Origin of the sequence: Prescottella subtropica (assembly GCF_005434945.1) — a bacterium.
GTDB classification, from domain to species: Bacteria; Actinomycetota; Actinomycetes; order Mycobacteriales; family Mycobacteriaceae; genus Prescottella; species Prescottella subtropica.
The window spans coordinates 156,722-173,977 of sequence record NZ_SKCH01000002.1 but is presented as its reverse complement, the minus strand read 5'-3'; the positions used below and the strand labels follow the sequence as shown (position 1 = coordinate 173,977).

Sequence of the window (17,256 nt, the reverse complement as noted above, 5' to 3'; positions counted from 1 at the left end):
TTTCACCACGTCAGGACCGACCGACCCGCACGTTCCCCAGGTCGCCGACCGGATCGACGCCCGCGCCACCGACCGCCACCACCCGGTCCGCGCTCGTCCCCTCCGGGAGTTGGTGCGTGACGAGGACCACGGTGCGCCCGAAGTCGATCAGTGTGGACCGCCGGTCGAGCAGCGCCCGCAGGATCGCGTCACCGTCGGACGCGTCGAGATGCTCGGTGGGTTCGTCGAGCAGCAGCACCCGCGCCGGGGACACCAGCGCCCGCGCGAGCAGCAGGCGGCGCCGCTGACCACCCGAGATCGCCCGCGCCCCACCGGCGAGCGGCGTGTGCACGCCCCGCGGCAGCCGGGTCACCCACTCCCCCAACCCCACCGCGCCCAGAGCGTCCAGCGCCTCGTCCTCGGTGAGGTCGCCGCGGGACACCCGCAGATTCTCGAGGACCGACGTGTCGAACACGTGCGCGTCCTCCGCGAAGAAGCCGACAGCCCTGCGCAGTTCGTCGGCGCGGAACCGGTCGAGCCGAACACCGTCGACGGTCACCTCACCGCCGCACGGAGGCAGCAGTCCGGCCAGGGTCATGAGCAGTGTCGTCTTGCCGGCGCCGCTCGCCCCGACGACCGCGATCCGGGCGCCGGGTTGCACGTCGAGATCTAGGGCCGCGGTCACCCGGCCACTGCCCGGCCAGCCGCAGCGCACCCCGGACGCGGCGAGATGCACGGGCCCGGACGGGGTCTCGGTGCCGTCGGTGACCGGATCCCCGGCCCGGTCGACGAGCGCCATGACCCGCCGGGCGGCGATCCGGGCCCGGGTCAGGGCCAACGCCGCGGCGGGCAGTGCCGCGGTCGCCTCGAACGCGGCCAGCGGCACCAGCACGAGGATCGCCAGCGACATCGGCGTCATGCCGCCCGGGGTGCCGCCGTCCGGGCCGTAGAGCGTGATGCCGATCAGCAGGGAACCGAGCACGCTCGCCCCGATCGCGAGTGGGGTCGCGGCGGCGGCGAACGCCGCCGGCAGGGCCGCCCGATCCGTGGCCTCCACCGCGTCCCGGTTCGCGGTCGCGGCGTCGGCGAGGACGTCGTCGAGTCGGCCCGCGACGCGCAGTTCCGCGGCGTGGTCGAGTGCGGTCACCGCGGTCTCACTGAACAGTGCTGCGGCATCGGCACTCTCGTCCTCGGACAGTCGCGCAGCCCGCGCCGACAGCCACGGGGCGAGCACTCCCGACACGGCGAGCGCGACCGCCAGCACGAGGGCGCCGGCCGGGGAGACGACCGCCAGCAGCACGACGGCACTCACCGCGAGGATCGCGCCGACCGCGATCGGGATCAGGGCCCGCACCACGACGTCGCCGAGAGTGTCGATATCGGTGCCGGTGCGGGACAGCAGGTCTCCGCGGCGCAACCCGGCCGCGGCGGCCGGGTCACCGTCGGCGAGGCGCCGGTAGAGCACGGTGCGCGCCGACGTGGTCCCGCGCAGTGCGGCGTCGTGCGTCGCGAGTCGTTCGAGGTAGCGGAAGACACCACGGGAGATGCCGAGGGCCCGCACCGCGACGACCGCGACGGTCAGGTCGAGGACGGGCGGCATCTGCCAGGCCCGGGTGATCAGCCACGCCGACAGCGCCGCGAGCACGAGCGCACTACCGAGGGTCGCGACACCCGCCGCGATCGCCGCGAGGATGCGACGCGGTTCGAGTTCGAGGAGGCGGATCGCCCTCAGCAGATCACGATTCATCGGTCACCTCGTCGGAATGCCGTGCCCGGACCTCGATCACGCGGTCCCCGACCGCCAGCACGGTGGGCCGGTGCCCCACCACGATCACCGTCCGGCCGTCCTGCGCGAGACGGCGCAGCGACGCGAGCACGGTGCGTTCGGTGCCGTCGTCGAGGTGTGCGGTGGGTTCGTCGAGCAGCAGCACCGGCCGCGGCGACACCAGCAGTCGGGTCAGCGCGAGTCGCTGCCTCTGCCCCAGCGACAGGCCCAGTCCGCCGGCCCCGACGACGGTGTTCCAGCCGTCGGGCACCTCGGTCAGCACGGTGTCGAATCCGGTGGCCCGGCAGGCGTCCCGGACGGCGGCGGAGTCCGGGTCGGTGGCGCCGGTGAGGGCGAGGTTGTCCGCCAGTGTGCCGGGTAGGAGCACGGGATGCTGTGGCAGCCAGGCGATCTGCGCCCACCAGCGGTTCAGGGCGAGTTCGGCGACGTCGACGCCGGCCACCCGCACCACACCGTCGTCGGGTGCGGTGAGGCCGAGGATCGTGTGCAGCGCAGTCGTTTTCCCGGATCCGTTGGCTCCGGTCAGGACGGTCACCGCGCCGGGCAGGCATCGTGCGTCGAGGCGGTGCGGGGCCGATCCGGAGCGGGACCCGACACTCACCCCGTCGAGTTCGATCACCTCCCCACCGGCGTCGACCGAGGCGCCCCCGGATGTCCGGCGGCGCGGCGAGTCGTCGAGCACCCCGAATGCCTTGCCGGCGGCGGCGAGTCCGTCTTCGGCGGCGTGGAACTGGGCGCCGACCATCCGCAGCGGCAGATACACCTCGGGGGCGAGGATCAGGGCGATGATGCCGGGTTCGAGTTCCATGTTCCCGAACACCAGTCGTAGGCCGATGCTCACGGCGATGAGCGCCACCGACAGCGTCGCGAGCATCTCGAGCACCATCGACGACAGGAACGCCACCCGCAGCGACGACATCGTCGTCTTCCGGTGGGCGTCACCGAGTTCCCGGACGCGGGCGGCGGGCCCGTGTTCGCGACCGAGGGCCCGCAGCGTGGGCAGTCCGGCGATCAGGTCGAGCAGTTGCGAGGACAGCCGGGTCAGCGCGGACAGGGTCCGGTCCGCCTTCCCCTTCGTCAGCAACCCGATGAGGATCATGAACACCGGGATCAGCGGCAGTGTGACGACCACGACGAGGGCCGACGTCACGTCCTGGGTGAGGATGACGACGAAGGTGGCCGGGGTCAGGGTCGCCGCCAGGATCAGCGCGGGCAGGTAGCCGGTCAGGTACGGGGCGAGGGCCCGCACCCCGCGGGTGACGACGGTGGCGATCTCGTCGCGGCGCGGGTCCAGGTCGCGCGGCGACATCGCGGTCGCGGCCCGCAGCACCTCCGTCTCGAGTTCGGCGACAACACGATTGGACGATCGGTGCGCGTAGCGGGCGTGCAGCCACGACGCCGCCACCCGCACCGTGACGGCCACCGCGAGCCACAGCAGGTCGGTGCGCCAGTCGGCGAGCGACCGCCGGTCCGAGGTGATGACGCCGGCGAGGATCCGTCCGATGAGCACCGCCGAGACGATCACCATCGCGACGTTCACCGTCGACAGCACGACGGTGAGGGTCAGGTAGCCGCGGGCCGACGTCGAGTACTTCCAGATCCGGGGGTCGACCGGCCCCGCCCGGCGGGAGTCGCGGGCGGGGCGGCCGGTGGCGATACTCATGTCACTTCCCGACCGGGAGACCGATCGACGGCGGAATGTGCTTGGTGGAGATGCGCTTGCGGAACACCCAGTACGTCCAGCCCTGGTAGATCAGCACGATCGGGGTGAGGATCACCGCGGCCCAGCTCATCACCTTCAGCGTGTACGGGCTGGACGACGCGTTCTCGATCGTGAGGCTGAACGCCGGGTCGGTCGTCGACGGCATCACGTTCGGGAACAGCGACGCGAACAGCAGCACGCTCGTCGCGACGATCGCCACGGTGGTGAACACGAACGCCCACCCCTCGCGTTCGGCGCGGGTCAGCAGCACCACGGCGAGGACCGCCAGTGCCGCGAGCGCCACCAGGATCCACGTCCAGCCCTTGCCGTACGCCAGCTGCGTCCACAGCACGAACCCGCCGGCGATGGGCACCGCGGGGATCGCGAGTTTCTTCGCCAGGTCGGCGGCGTCTGCGCGGACGTCGTCGGCCGTCTTGAGGGCGATGAACACGGCACCGTGCAGCGCGAACACGAGGGCGGTGGTGATGCCGCCGAGCAGCGCGTACGGGTTCAGCAGGTCGAGCAGGCTCGCGGTGACCTTCTTGTTCTCGTCGATCGCGACGCCGCGCACGATGTTCGCGAACGCCACACCCCACAGGACGGCCGGCACCCAGGAGCCGATCATGATGCCGAGGTCGGCGCGGCTGCGCCAGCGGTCGTCGTCGATCTTGCCGCGCCATTCGATCGCGACGATCCGCAGGATCAACGCCACCAGGATCAGCAGCAGCGGCAGGTAGAAGCCGGAGAACAGGGTGGCGTACCACTCCGGGAACGCCGCGAACATCGCGCCGCCGGCGGTGATGAGCCACACCTCGTTGCCGTCCCACACCGGGCCGATGGTGTTGAGCAGCACGCGACGGCGGGTGTCGGTCCGGCCGAGTACCCGCAGCAGCATGCCGACACCGAAGTCGAAGCCCTCGAGCACGAAGTAGCCGGTGAAGAGCACCGCGATGAGAACGAACCAGAATTCCTGCAGTCCCATGGCGCTCTCCTAGTACGCGAACGACAGTTGGTCTTCGGACCCGGAATCGTCCGGTCCGTCGGGCTTCGGGCCGGTGCCCGGCGGGTGGACGTCGTGGTCGGACGGCCCCGCGATCGTGTAGCGCCGGATCAGGTAGAACCAGACGACGCCGAGCGCGCCGTACAGCAGTGTGAACACGATCAGCGACGTGAGCACCGTGCCCACCGGGTGGTCGGAGACGCCCTGGTCGACCATCAACCGGATCTGGTCGACGCCGGTCGGGTTGGGGTGCACCACCCACGGCTGGCGGCCCATCTCGGTGAAGATCCAGCCGGCGCTGTTCGCGAGGAACGGCGTCGGGATTGCGACGAGGCACAGCCACTTGAACCACTTCTGGTCCGGGACGCGGCCGCGGCGGGTGACCCACAGTCCGGCCAGGGCGAGCGCCAGCGAACCGACCCCGAGGCCGATCATCGCCCGGAACGACCAGTAGGTGACGAACAGGTTGGGCCGGTAGTTGCCGGGCCCGAACTGCGCCTCGTACTTGGCCTGCAAGTCCTCGACACCCTCGAGGGTCACCCCGCTGAACTCGCCCTTGGCCAGGAACGGCAGCACGTAGGGCACCTCGAGCACGTGGGTGACGCTGTCGCAGTTGTTGTGGGTGCCGACGGTGAGGATCGAGAAGTTCGGGTCGGTCTCGGTGTGGCACAACGATTCCGCGGACGCCATCTTCATCGGCTGCTGCTCGAACATGAGTTTGCCCTGGACGTCGCCGGTCGCGATGAGCCCGATACCGGAGATCAGCATGACGATCATGCCGAGTCGGGCCGCGGGGCGGAACATCTCGCGGGCGTCGCGCACCATCGTCTCGGATTCGGCCGGCGCGGCGGTCTTCGACCGGCGCATGTTGCGCACCATCCACCAGCCGGCGATACCGGCGACGAACGTGGCCGCGGTGAGGAACGCGCCGGCGACGGCGTGCCCGAACGCCGCGATCGCGGTGTTGTTGGTGAGCAGCGCCCAGATGCTCTCGAGTTCGGCGCGTCCGGTCTCCGGGTTGTAGCGGGCGCCGACCGGGTGCTGCATGAACGAGTTGGCGGCGATGATGAAGTACGCCGACGCGTTCACGCCGATCGCGACCATCCAGATGGTGGCCAGGTGCACGAGTTTCGGCAGGCGTGTCCAGCCGAAGATCCACAGGCCCAGGAACGTCGACTCGAGGAAGAACGCGATCAGGCCCTCGAGGGCGAGCGGCGCACCGAACACGTCACCGACGAAGCGGGAGTATTCGCTCCAGTTCATGCCGAACTGGAATTCCTGCACGATGCCGGTCGCGACACCGATCGCGAAGTTGATGAGGAAGAGCTTGCCGAAGAACTTGGTGAGGCGATACCAGTGGTCCTTCTTCGTCACGACCCACAGCGTCTGCATGATCGCGATCAGCGGCGCCAATCCGATCGTGAGTGGAACGAAGATGAAGTGATAAACGGTGGTGATGCCGAACTGCCACCGTGAGACGTCCAAGACATCCATGGCTACTCCGAAAAGTCGACCCGCAGGACAGGCTTCGGGGTCGGGGCGTGGGTGTCCGCCCGATCCCTGGTCACAAGCTACTGCGGGGTCGGTAGTCCTCGCAGCGGTTCGCTACGACGCAATGTAGTAGACCGTCGGGTCGAAGCCCAGCCCGGGTCAGCCGACGCCGGCCGTCTCCACCGCCAACTCGACGAGCGACGCCACGTCCTCCGCGGCCGGCGACGGACGCAACACGAGCCCGTCGAGGGTGTGCACCCGCGCCGCCAACGTGACACTCGAGACCAGCCACACCCCTTCCGCCGCAATGAGATCCGACGGGAACAGGGGTGCGTACTCGCACACGTACCCCTTGCCGGGCGCCACCTCGAACAACGCCCGCTGGGTGGTGCCGGCAAGGATCGACTGCTCCGGCGGCGGAGTGATCAACGTCTTACCGCGGGCGATCACGACGGACGACCTCGGCCCCTCGAGCACCCGCCCCTCACTGCTGGTGAAGACGACGTCGTCCGCCCCCCGGGACTGCGCGTGCCGCAGCGCCGCCATGTTCGTCGCATACGACAGCGTCTTCGCGCCCACCAGTTGCCACGGCGCGGTCGCCGACAGGTCGACCGAGTAACCGCGCGGCAGCGTGATCGCCGCGACACCGTCGCGCCGGGACCGCAGCACCCGCTCGGCCACCGGGCCGACGGTGACGAACGCGGTCGGCGGGCCACCGCCCTCGCGGCCCCGGCTGAGGACCAGCCGCATCCAGCCTTCCCGGCCCGCGCCCCACTCGCGGGCGGCCGCACCGATCGCCCGCACCCACAGGCCCCGACCCGGCCACGGCAACTCCAGTGCCCGCGCCGACGACTCCAGCCGATCCAGGTGCAGCGCCGGCTTGCACGGGCGACCGTCACGGACCAGCAACGTCTCGAACACGCCGTCGCCGCGCACGACCGCGAGATCGTCCACGGTCAGCAACGGCGCATCGGCGTCGCGCACCTGCCCGTCCAGCGTCACCAGCACCTGCTCTGCCATGCGCCCACCCTATCCAGGCCGGCCGGACCGACCGGTTCGACGACACGGCCCCGCCACGATCGGTTCCCGCTCCTAGACTGGGGGGCGTGGCCGACACTCCGCTCGTTGCATCCAGCCCACTCCTGACCGCGCCCGGTGCCGTGCCGCCGCCCGAAGGTTCCCCGGATCCCGGGGTCGCCTGGCACTACGGCGACCCGTTCGCCGAACAGCGCGCCGCGACCCGTTCGGTCGCCGTCGTCGACCGGTCCCACCGGTTCGTCGTCGCCGTCCCCGGCGACGAACGGCTGACGTGGCTGCACACCATCTCCAGCCAGCACGTCGCGGCCCTCCCGGACGGGGCGAGCGCCGAGAACCTCAGCCTGGACCTCAACGGCCGCATCGAGCACCACTGGGTGCAGACCGACCTCGGCGGGGTCACCTGGATCGACACCGAGACGCAGCGCGGCCCCGACCTGCTGTCGTTCCTGCAGAAGATGGTGTTCTGGGCCAAGGCCGAACCCCGCGACGGCAACGAACTCGCGGTGCTGAGCCTGATCGGCCCCGACGCCTCCTCCCCCGCGGTCCTCGCGGCGCTGGGAGTCACCGCACTGCCGGACACCTACCGCGCCGTGGCCCTGCCCGGCGGCGGCTTCGTCCGCCGCATGCCGTGGCCGACGGCCGACTCGTTCGATCTGCTCGTCCCGCGCGCCGACCTGCCCCGCTGGTGGGCCACGCTCACCGGTGCCGGGGCCCGCCCCGCCGGATCGTGGGCGTTCGAGGCGCTGCGGGTGGCCGCCCGGCGGCCGCGGATCGGCGCCGACACCGACGACCGCACCATCCCGCACGAGGCCGGCTGGATCGGCGGGCCCGCCGAGCACGGTGCCGTCCACCTCGACAAGGGCTGCTACCGCGGCCAGGAGACCGTCGCCCGCGTCCACAATCTCGGCAAGCCGCCCCGGCACCTGGTGATGCTGCACCTCGACGGCTCCGCCGACGGCCGACCCGAGACCGGCGACCCGGTGACCGCCGACGGGCGTGCCGTCGGCCGTCTCGGCACCGTCGTCGACCACTTCGAGTGGGGTCCGATCGCGCTCGCCCTCGTCAAGCGGGCGGTCCCCGCCGACACCGCCCTGATGGCCGGCCCGTGCGCGGCGGCGATCGACTCCGATTCGATGCCGCGGCACGACGAGGTCCAGGCGGGCCGGGAAGCCGTCGAACGATTGCGCGGCCGGAGGTAGCCGACTCGTCCTGAAGCGGAGGTGGCGTCGTGAGCGTCGAACTGGTGGAGGTCGTCCGATCCGGGTTCCGCGAGTGCGTGCACCGCGGCTCGCTCGTCGCCCTGGCCCCGGACGGCACACCGGTGCTGTCCCTCGGCGAGGTACACGCCCCGATCTACCCGCGGTCGACGAACAAGCCGCTGCAGGCCGTGGCGATGCTCCGCCACGGCTTCGTGCCCGGCTCCGACAAGGAACTCGCGATCGCCTGCGCCTCCCACGACGGCGAGGCGGTGCACGTCGCACTCGTCGAGCAGATCCTCCGCCGGTGCGGGCTCGACGCCTCCGATCTGCGCTGCCCGGCGGACCTACCGGGCAACGAGTCGGCGCGGGCCGCGATCGTCGCCGCGGGCGGACCGCCCCACCCGATCTACATGAACTGTTCCGGCAACCATGCCGCGCTGCTCGCGACGTGCGTGGCCAACGACTGGCCGCTCGACTCGTACGCCGATCCGGCCCACCCGTTGCAGGAGGTGATCGCCCGGGCGGTCTCCGGGGTGGGCGGCGAACCGGAGACCGAACTGGGTATCGACGGCTGCGGGCTGCCGATCGTCCCGCTGTCGCTGACCACCCTGGCGCGCGCCTACACGGCGCTCGTGACCGCGGCACCCGGGACGCCGGAGCGCACGGTGGCCGACGCGATCCGCGCGCACCCGCACCTGGTGTCCGGGACCGGACGCGACGACGCCCGGCTGATGCCCGCGGTGCCGGGACTGCTGTGCAAGGCCGGGGCCGACGGCGTCCACGCCGGCGCGCTCCCCGACGGCACCGCATTCGCCCTCAAGATCGACGACGGTCACGAACGCGCCCGGCTGCCGCTGACCGCGGCGCTGCTGCACCGGCTCGGCGTGGCGTGGTCCGAGGATCGTGCGGCGCTCGCATCGCAGCCGGTGCTCGGCGGCGGGGTCCGGGTCGGCACGATCCGCGCCGTGCCCGGCGTGTTCCAGACTGCAGAGAGCCCGGATAATCCCAGTTCACGACCCCTCTGAGACAAAACAGACACCGCCGAGGGTGACACCTGGAAGCGGAACAGACTTTTCCACGCTAGAGTGTTGGGCAGGACAACATTCAACACTCACGCGGGGCCGCCACTTTCCCCAGGCCGCCCCGCGAAAGCGCGAGGGGGTCAGCCATGGGCCGCGGCCGGGCTAAGGCAAAGCAGACCAAGGTTGCACGGGAGCTCAAATACAGCTCTCCGTCCACGGATTTCGACAGCCTGCAACGAGAGCTCTCGGACACTTCGTCCAGAAGCGGCATCCTCGCGGATCAGCGCTCCGACCAGGAGAGTCGCTCCCGCTGGGAAGACGACGACTACGACGACTGGCGTCGCTGAGCGTCGCACCGATAAGTCTGAAACTCATTGTTGAGGGGGAGCCCGTAACGGCTCCCCCTCAACAATGGCATCCGGGGTATCCCGGGTTCCCGAGTTCCACCTCGACCCGGCACCGACGGCTTGTCGCACATCCGTGAAATACGAAACGTCCCCGGATCCTCCGCAGAGGATCCGGGGACGTTCGTGTGGGACTTGCCGGCTCAGAAGCGCGGGTGATCGCCCAGCAGCAGTGCACGCACCGCGTCGGAGTCCGACGCCTTCTTGACGGTGCCGAGCGTCCAGCAGTCGATGTGGCGGGCCGTCAGGACGGCCAGGGCGCGATCCACGTCCTCCGGCGCGACGATCGCGACCATACCGACACCCATGTTGAACGTCGCCTCCATCTCGGCGCGCTCGACACGGCCACGCTGGCCGATCATCGTGAACACCGGGGCCGGGCTCCACGTGCCGCGATCCAGCTCCGCGACCAAGCCCTTGGGCATGACGCGGGCCAGGTTGTTGGCCAGACCGCCACCGGTGACGTGGCAGAACGTGCGCACATCCGTCTCGGCCGCGAGCGCCAGGCAGTCCTTGGCGTAGATCTTGGTGGGCTCGAGCAACTCCTCACCGAGGGTGCGGCCGAACTCGTCGACGTGACCGGTCAGCGACATGCGACTGATCTCGAGCAGCACGTTGCGGGCCAGCGAGTAGCCGTTCGAGTGCAGGCCCGAGGCCCCCATACCGATGACGACGTCGCCCGGGCGGACCCGGTCCGGGCCGAGCACCTGATCGGCCTCGACCACACCGACACCCGTCGCCGACAGGTCGTAGTCGCCGTCCGCCATCACACCGGGATGCTCGGCCGTCTCGCCGCCGAGCAGCGCGCAGCCGGCCTGGATGCAACCCTCGGCGATACCGCCGACGATCTCCGCGACCCGCTCCGGCACGACCTTGCCTACCGCGATGTAGTCCTGCAGGAACAGCGGCTCCGCGCCGCACACCACGAGATCGTCGACGACCATCGCGACCAGGTCGAGACCGACCGTGTCGTGCTTGTCCATCGCCTGCGCGACGGCCAGCTTGGTGCCGACACCGTCGGTGGACGCGGCCAGCAGCGGCTCCTTGTAGCCACCCTTGAGCGAGAACAGTCCGGCGAACCCGCCGAGGCCGCCCATGACCTCCGGTCGGCTGGCCTTCTTCGCCAACGGGGCGAACAGCTCGACTGCCCGGTCGCCCGCTTCGATGTCGACTCCGGCGGCGGCGTACGAAGCGCCCTGCGTGCGGGTACTGTCCTCGGTCATTGGATTCTGGCTCCAGCCTTGATTTCGGGAACGTCTCGACTGCCGCAACTCACGGCAGCCGCGCATAGGTGTACACGCGCAATCACCTCGATTGCGCTCTTACGCTACCGGAGTCCTCCGCGGACTCCGGTAGCAATCGCGGGCCCTAGGGACGCGACAGTGCGTCGGCGTTGTCGTTGTCGTGCGAGATCGGGATACCCGCAGCGGCTTCCGTGGACTCCAGCATCCCCTCGAGGACGTTCTTGCCCACACCGGCGGCCGGCAGCCCGATCGGGTAGTCCCCGTCGAAGCACGCCTTGCACAGCCGGCTCGTCGGCTGTTCCGTCGCCGCGACCATGCCGTCGATCGAGATGTAGCCGAGCGTGTCGGCGCCGATCGACCGGCGCACCCCCTCGAGCATCTCCTCGAACGTGTCGTTGATACCGCTGCCCTCGGCACCGTTCGCGATCAACTCGGCGGGCGACGCGAAGTCGATGCCGTAGAAGCACGGCCACTTGACCGGCGGCGACGCGATCCGCACGTGGATCTCCAGGGCGCCGGCCTCACGCAGCATCCGGATCAGGGCCCGCTGAGTGTTGCCTCGGACGATCGAGTCGTCGACGACCACCAGGCGCTTACCGCGGATGACTTCCTTCAACGGGTTCAGCTTGAGCCGGATACCGAGCTGGCGGATCGTCTGCGACGGCTGGATGAAGGTGCGGCCCACGTAGGCGTTCTTCATCAGGCCCTGGCCGTACGGAATACCCGAACCCTGCGCGTACCCGACCGCGGCCGGCGTACCGGACTCCGGCACCGGGATCACCAGGTCACCCTCGGCGGGATGCTCCTTGGCCAGCCGGCGACCGATCTCGACACGCGTCGAATGCACCGACCGTCCCGAGATGACACTGTCGGGGCGGGCCAGGTACACGAACTCGAAGACGCAGCCCTTGGGCTCCGGGTTCGCGAACCGCGACGACCGGACACCGTCGGCGTCGATCGCGAGCAGCTCACCGGGCTCGATCTCCCGGACGAACGACGCACCCACGATGTCGAGGGCCGCGGTCTCGGACGCGACGACCCACCCGCGGTCGAGACGGCCCAGGCACAGCGGGCGGATGCCCCACGGGTCACGCGCCGCGTACAGCGTGTGCTCGTCCATGAACGTCAGACAGAACGCGCCACGCAGCGTCGGCAGCAGCGTCATCGCGGCCTGCTCGAGCGTGCTGTCGGCGGCGGCGTGCGCCAGCAGCGCACCGATGATGTCGGAGTCCGACGTCGCGGCACCCGGACGCTTGTCGTTGATCAGACCGGCCTCGCGGGCCCGCTGCGCGAGCTCGGCGGTGTTGACCAGGTTGCCGTTGTGGCCGAGCGCGACCCCGGTTCCGGCGGCGGTGGTGCGGAAGATCGGCTGCGCGTTCTCCCAGGTCGTCGAACCGGTGGTCGAGTAGCGGCAGTGGCCGACGGCGACATGACCCGGCATCGCGGCCAGGGTCTGCTCGTCGAACACCTGACTGACCAGGCCTAGATCCTTGAAGACCAGCACCTGCGCACCGTCGGCGACGGCGATGCCGGCGGCCTCCTGGCCGCGATGCTGGAGGGCGTACAGCCCGTAGTACGTGAGCTTGGCGACATCCTCGTCCGGCGCCCAGACGCCGAAGACGCCGCACTCCTCGCGAGGTTCGTTCTCGTCCTCGTCCGGTGCGGTCGTTGCGAGAAGATTCCGACTGTTGACCGACAGGTCGGCACGAGTCACGGCAGGCGCTCCCTTAGGGGATTCGGTGTGGGGGGCGTGCCCCATTCTAACGACCGCAGTCGCGGAGTACGACGGTCGGTGCACGAGAACCTCCCCGATGCGACCGGCATCACACGACGGTCACAGCCGCAACAGCGGCAGCCAGTGCCCGATTTCGGCGGCCCGACTGCCCGACGCGTCGAGCACACCGGCCGCCGCGGCGGCGTCGAATCCGAGGAGTCCGGTCGCCAGCAGCAGCCACGTCCGCGGGTCGGTTTCGACGACGTTCGGCGGGGTGCCGCGGGTGTGCCGGGGTCCTTCGATGCACTGCACCGCCACGAACGGCGGCACCCGCACCTCCACGCTCGAGCCGGGCGCGACGTGTTCGAGGGTGCGGGCACTCAACCGCACCGCGGCGGCCAGCACCGACCGGGCCGGCGTCTCGTCGTCCTCGCCGCGCAGCCACGGCCCGACAGCGAGCAGCGCGGCGCGGAGTTCGGCGGGGTCGACGGCACGACGAGGGGGCATGGGTACCGAACCTACCGTCGGACGGTGCGCTACTTCTCCGGCCCGTCGTGGCCGCGCAGCGCCTCGAGCACCACCCGGACCCGGTCGGTGTCGGCGGACGTCCACCCGTCCGGTCGGGTGACGGCGACCCAGCCGTCGAGGATCGTGGTGCCGTAGTTGTGGCCGTGACCGTCCGGGACCCCGGCCGCGTTCGCCAGATCGGCGCTCACCTGCCAGAACGTCACGAACGGGAACCACTTCATCGACGGCAGCCGATCGAAACCGGGCGGCTCCGACAACCAGTCCGGACGCTGGAACGCGAGGTCCGTCGACCACCACACCACCGGGTCGGACGGATGCTGGATGTACAGCACCCGGGGCTCGAGCCACGGCCCCGGCGCGCCGGGGATCGAGCCACCGTCGTCCGCGAACCGCACCACCAGCCCGTCCGCGTACACCGGCTGCACCTCCGGGGTGCCGGGGTCGCGGCGCCGGGTGAGCGCCTGCCACAACGGGTTCGAGTTGGGCGGGCCCACCCACAACACGCCGTCGACGGTCTCCCGGATGTCGGCCAGACCGTCGAACGCCCCCTCCCCGGCCTGCGTGCCGAGGCTCTCGCCGTACACGTACAGGCGGGGGCGGGTGGCCTCCGGTTTCGTGAGCCAACGCTCGTGGACGGCGTCGATCAGCGCCCGTCCGGCGACCGCCGCCTTGCCGCGGTCCGCGAGGAACGACACCCAGCTCGGCAGGTACGAGTACTGGGCGGCGACGAGCGCGCTGTCCCCGTTCGCGACCAGTTCGATCGTCTGCGCGGCGGTGGGGTTGACCCAGCCGGTGCCGGTGGTGGGGACGACGACGAGCGTCTTGCGTTCGAAGGCGCCGGTCCGTTCGAGTTCGTCGAGCACCACGTTCATGCGGGCGTCGGCGTCGTCGGCACTCTCGAGACCCGCATACACCCGGATCGGCTCCTTCGCCGGACGTCCGGTGGCAGCGGCCAGGTCGTCGGCGTGGATGCCGCCGGACACGAAGTTGCGGCCCTCGAACCCGAGGGTGTCCCACGGTGCCGCCGACATCGGACTGCCCGACTTCTCGGGCAGCATCGGCTGCACGGCCCCCGGCCGGGTCTCGTTGTTCTGCAAGCTGAACGCCGAGTTGACGGCGGCGTAGCCGACGCGCAGCAGGATGCCGTCGACGAGCATGAACACCAGCACGAGGACGACCGCGAACCCGGATGCGGACGCCGCCGGCCGCGGGATCTTGAGCCACCGGTTGAGTTGCCGGGCCACCCAGCGCACGAGGTCCCGCAGCACCCGCCACAGGGAGATGAGGGCGGCCGCGACGAGGACGCTGAGGCCGAGGGTGCGGATGTAGCCGGTGGTGGTGGTGCCCTCCGCGGTCATCAGCGTGGACAGCTCCCGCTGCCAGCCGGCCGAATACACCAGCATGATCACCGCGGCGATCACCGACAGCACCGGTACCGCGACCTTGACGGGCACCAGGACCCGATCCGACGGCGGCCACCACGGTCGGCGGGCGAGCCCGAACTCGTAGACCAGCCAGCCGATCGCGGTACCGGCCGCGTAGCCGATCGCGGCGCTGATCCCCCCGATCAGCCCCTGGTACAGCCAGTCGCGCGGCAGCAGCGACGGCGTCAGCGACCAGCAGAAGAATAGCGTCCCGAACGCGATGCCGGTGAAGTCCAGGCGCAGCAGACTCCACGCCCAGACGGCGAACGGGTGCCGTTGATCGAACCGGGGGCCGACGGCAGGTGTCGGTGGCTGCGGATCCTCCCGCAGCTCAGCGACCGCCTCCCGTCCGACCCCCGAGTCCGTCACATATCACCCAAACAGGGCGGGAAGGGTCGATTCGAACGTCTTCCGCAGCTCGGCCATCGTGACCGAGAACTGACCCTGGACCTCGATCGAGTCGGAGCCCTCGTCGACGACGCCGATCCGCGTCCACGGCAGGTTGCGGGCCGTGCACATACCGGTGAAACGGGTCTCCTCGGTGCGCGGCACCGCGACCAGCACCCGGCCGGCCGACTCGGAGAACAGCGTCACGAACGGGTCCGCGTCCTCCGGCAGCAGGATCCGGCAGCCGGTCTCCCCGGCCAGCGCGGCCTCGACGACCGCCTGCATCAGGCCACCCTCGGACAGGTCGTGTGCGGCCGAGATCAGGCCGTCCCGCGAGCCCGCGAGCAGGATGTCGGCCAGCAGACGCTCACGCTCGAGATCGACCTTCGGCGGGACACCGCCGAGGTGGCCGTGCTCGACCTGCGCCCAGATGGAACCGTCGAACTCGTCGCGAGTCTCCCCGAGCAGGATCAGCGTCTCGCCCGGCTCGAGGCCGAGACCGGTGGGGATGCGACGGTGCACGTCGTCGATCACACCGAGCACGGCGACGACCGGCGTCGGCAGGATCGCGGTGGCACCGGTCTGGTTGTAGAAGCTGACGTTGCCGCCGGTGACCGGGATACCGAGCTGCGCGCAGCCGTCGGCGAGGCCGCGGACGGCCTGCTGGAACTGCCACATGACACCCGGATCCTCGGGGGAACCGAAGTTGAGGCAGTTGGAGACGGCCTTCGGGGTGGAGCCGGTGACGGCGACGTTGCGGTACGCCTCGGCCAGCGCCAGCTGCGCACCCGCGTACGGGTCGAGCATCGTGTAGCGGCCCGACGCGTCGGTCGCGAGCGCGATACCGCGGCCCGTCTCCTCGTCGATGCGGACCACGCCACCGTCGGCGTTCTCGGCGAGCACCGTGTTGCCGCGGACGTAGCGGTCGTACTGCTCGGTGATCCACTTGCGGCTGCACAGCGCCGGCGACGCCAGCATCTTCAGCGTGGTCGCCTTCAGCTCGTCCGCGGTCTGCGGGCGCGCCAGGTTCGCGGTGGTGTCCGCGATCAGCGCGTCCTGCGTGGCCGGACGCTGCACGGGGCGCTCGTAGACCGGGCCCTCGTGGGCGATGGTGTTCGCCGGGGCGTCGACGACGGTCTCGCCGTACCAGTCGATGACGAGGTGCTCACCGTCGGTGACCTCGCCGATGACGGTGGCCAGGACGTCCCACTTCTTGCAGACCTCCATGAACGCGTCGACGTTCTCGGGGGTCACGACCGCACACATGCGCTCCTGCGACTCGCTCGAGAGCACCTCGGCGGCCGTCATGCCGGTGGCACGGGTGGGCACCAGGTCGAGGTCGATGTGCATGCCGCCGTCACCGGCCGCGGCCAGCTCGGACGTCGCGCAGGACAGCCCGGCACCGCCGAGGTCCTGGATGCCGACGACGAGCTCGGCCTTGTACAGGTCGAGGCAGCACTCGATGAGCACCTTCTCGGTGAACGGGTCGCCGACCTGGACGGCGGGGAGCTTCTTGGGGCGGCCGCCGCTGGACTCGTCGAACGTCTCCGACGCGAGGACGGACACGCCGCCGATGCCGTCGAGGCCGGTGCGCGCACCGAACAGGATGATCTTGTTGCCGGCTCCGGACGCGAACGCCAGGTGCAGGTCCTCGACACGCATCGCGCCTGCGCACAGCGCGTTCACGAGCGGGTTGCCCTGGTAGGAGGCGTCGAACACGGTCTCGCCGCCGATGTTGGGCAGGCCGAGGGAGTTGCCGTAGCCGCCGACACCGCGGACCACACCGTCGACGACACGACGGGTGTCCGGATGATCGGCCGCACCGAACCGCAGCTGATCCATCACCGCGATCGGGCGGGCACCCATCGCCATGATGTCGCGGACGATGCCGCCGACACCGGTCGCCGCACCCTGGTACGGCTCGATGTACGACGGATGGTTGTGCGACTCGACCTTGAAGGTGACCGCCCAGCCGTCGCCGATGTCGACGACGCCGGCGTTCTCACCGATACCGGCGAGCATCGACGCACGCATCTCGTCGGTCGTGGTCTCACCGAAGTACTTCAGGTGGACCTTGGAGGACTTGTAGGAGCAGTGCTCGCTCCACATGACCGAGTACATCGCGAGCTCGGCGTCCGTGGGACGGCGACCGAGAATCTCCTTGATGCGGGCGTACTCGTCGTCCTTGAGGCCCAGCTCCTTGAACGGCTGAGCGACGTCGGGAGTCGCGGAAGCGTTGGTGACGGTATCTACCTGCGGAGACACGGGGCGTGGGGTCCCTTCCCTCTGGGATCGAATCGGCAGGGCGGGCGGCGCACTGCCAGGGCAAAGTCTAACC

At 70.4% G+C, this 17,256-nt stretch carries 13 protein-coding genes; 3 read left to right on the top strand and 10 right to left on the bottom strand.

Going from position 1 to position 17,256, the window contains the following annotated elements; translation table 11 throughout:
* Window positions 1-10: 10 nt before the first annotated feature.
* The 5 genes from cydC to E0497_RS03075 all read right to left on the bottom strand — a co-directional run bounded on the left by cydC (window position 11) and on the right by E0497_RS03075 (window position 6,978).
* On the bottom strand, window positions 11-1,726 hold the full coding sequence (gene cydC / locus E0497_RS03095) for a thiol reductant ABC exporter subunit CydC (protein ID WP_137723317.1): 1,716 nt from the start codon (window positions 1,724-1,726) through the stop codon (window positions 11-13).
* Entirely contained in the window at window positions 1,716-3,428 is a 1,713-nt protein-coding gene (cydD, locus tag E0497_RS03090) for a thiol reductant ABC exporter subunit CydD (protein ID WP_137723316.1), read from the bottom strand. The genes cydC and cydD overlap by 11 nt, the downstream gene beginning before the upstream one ends.
* Before the next feature lies 1 nt (window position 3,429).
* Window positions 3,430-4,449, bottom strand: coding sequence for a cytochrome d ubiquinol oxidase subunit II (cydB, locus tag E0497_RS03085; RefSeq protein WP_137723315.1), 1,020 nt, complete (start codon window positions 4,447-4,449; stop codon window positions 3,430-3,432).
* Between the two features lie 9 nt (window positions 4,450-4,458).
* Entirely contained in the window at window positions 4,459-5,961 is a 1,503-nt protein-coding gene (locus tag E0497_RS03080; protein WP_137723314.1) for a cytochrome ubiquinol oxidase subunit I, read from the bottom strand.
* Window positions 5,962-6,117: 156 nt separating this feature from the next.
* Window positions 6,118-6,978 (bottom strand): aminodeoxychorismate lyase, encoded by an 861-nt coding sequence (locus E0497_RS03075; RefSeq protein ID WP_137723313.1) that lies wholly within the window; start codon window positions 6,976-6,978, stop codon window positions 6,118-6,120.
* A gap of 86 nt (window positions 6,979-7,064) precedes the next feature.
* Here E0497_RS03075 and ygfZ point away from each other — a divergent pair, with 86 nt between their 5' ends.
* The 3 genes from ygfZ to E0497_RS03060 all read left to right on the top strand — a co-directional run bounded on the left by ygfZ (window position 7,065) and on the right by E0497_RS03060 (window position 9,564).
* Complete coding sequence (gene ygfZ, locus E0497_RS03070) at window positions 7,065-8,195, top strand: CAF17-like 4Fe-4S cluster assembly/insertion protein YgfZ (protein ID WP_137723312.1); 1,131 nt, start codon at window positions 7,065-7,067, stop codon at window positions 8,193-8,195.
* Between the two features lie 29 nt (window positions 8,196-8,224).
* Window positions 8,225-9,220: an asparaginase gene (locus E0497_RS03065; RefSeq protein WP_137723311.1), complete on the top strand. Its 996-nt coding sequence runs from the start codon at window positions 8,225-8,227 to the stop codon at window positions 9,218-9,220.
* A 143-nt stretch (window positions 9,221-9,363) separates the two neighbouring features.
* The gene (locus E0497_RS03060; RefSeq protein ID WP_137723310.1) at window positions 9,364-9,564 is read left to right on the top strand and encodes a DUF3073 domain-containing protein; all 201 of its coding nucleotides are present in this window, start codon (window positions 9,364-9,366) and stop codon (window positions 9,562-9,564) included.
* 200 nt (window positions 9,565-9,764) lie between these two features.
* Here E0497_RS03060 and purM read toward each other — a convergent pair whose 3' ends face one another.
* The 5 genes from purM to purL form a co-directional block, all read right to left on the bottom strand.
* Entirely contained in the window at window positions 9,765-10,844 is a 1,080-nt protein-coding gene (gene purM, locus E0497_RS03055; protein ID WP_137723309.1) for a phosphoribosylformylglycinamidine cyclo-ligase, read from the bottom strand.
* Between the two features lie 145 nt (window positions 10,845-10,989).
* A complete protein-coding gene (purF, locus tag E0497_RS03050; protein ID WP_137723308.1) occupies window positions 10,990-12,579 on the bottom strand; it encodes an amidophosphoribosyltransferase in 1,590 nt (529 codons plus the stop codon).
* Between the two features lie 120 nt (window positions 12,580-12,699).
* Window positions 12,700-13,086 carry a sterol carrier family protein gene (locus tag E0497_RS03045; protein WP_137723307.1) on the bottom strand — a complete coding sequence of 129 codons (387 nt, stop codon included), beginning with the start codon at window positions 13,084-13,086 and terminating at the stop codon, window positions 12,700-12,702.
* Between the two features lie 29 nt (window positions 13,087-13,115).
* Window positions 13,116-14,900: an alpha/beta hydrolase gene (locus tag E0497_RS03040; RefSeq protein WP_137723306.1), complete on the bottom strand. Its 1,785-nt coding sequence runs from the start codon at window positions 14,898-14,900 to the stop codon at window positions 13,116-13,118.
* A 3-nt stretch (window positions 14,901-14,903) separates the two neighbouring features.
* A complete protein-coding gene (purL, locus tag E0497_RS03035; RefSeq protein ID WP_137723305.1) occupies window positions 14,904-17,183 on the bottom strand; it encodes a phosphoribosylformylglycinamidine synthase subunit PurL in 2,280 nt (759 codons plus the stop codon).
* Window positions 17,184-17,256 lie beyond the last annotated feature (73 nt).

Coding starts and splice junctions, on each gene's coding strand:
- cydC (WP_137723317.1), bottom strand. CDS start 1,726: ATGAATCGTGATCTGCTGAGGGCGATCCGCCTCCTCGAACTCGAACCG.
- cydD (WP_137723316.1), bottom strand. CDS start 3,428: ATGAGTATCGCCACCGGCCGCCCCGCCCGCGACTCCCGCCGGGCGGGG.
- cydB (WP_137723315.1), bottom strand. CDS start 4,449: ATGGGACTGCAGGAATTCTGGTTCGTTCTCATCGCGGTGCTCTTCACC.
- E0497_RS03080 (WP_137723314.1), bottom strand. CDS start 5,961: ATGGATGTCTTGGACGTCTCACGGTGGCAGTTCGGCATCACCACCGTT.
- E0497_RS03075 (WP_137723313.1), bottom strand. CDS start 6,978: ATGGCAGAGCAGGTGCTGGTGACGCTGGACGGGCAGGTGCGCGACGCC.
- E0497_RS03060 (WP_137723310.1), top strand. CDS start 9,364: ATGGGCCGCGGCCGGGCTAAGGCAAAGCAGACCAAGGTTGCACGGGAG.
- purM (WP_137723309.1), bottom strand. CDS start 10,844: ATGACCGAGGACAGTACCCGCACGCAGGGCGCTTCGTACGCCGCCGCC.
- E0497_RS03045 (WP_137723307.1), bottom strand. CDS start 13,086: ATGCCCCCTCGTCGTGCCGTCGACCCCGCCGAACTCCGCGCCGCGCTG.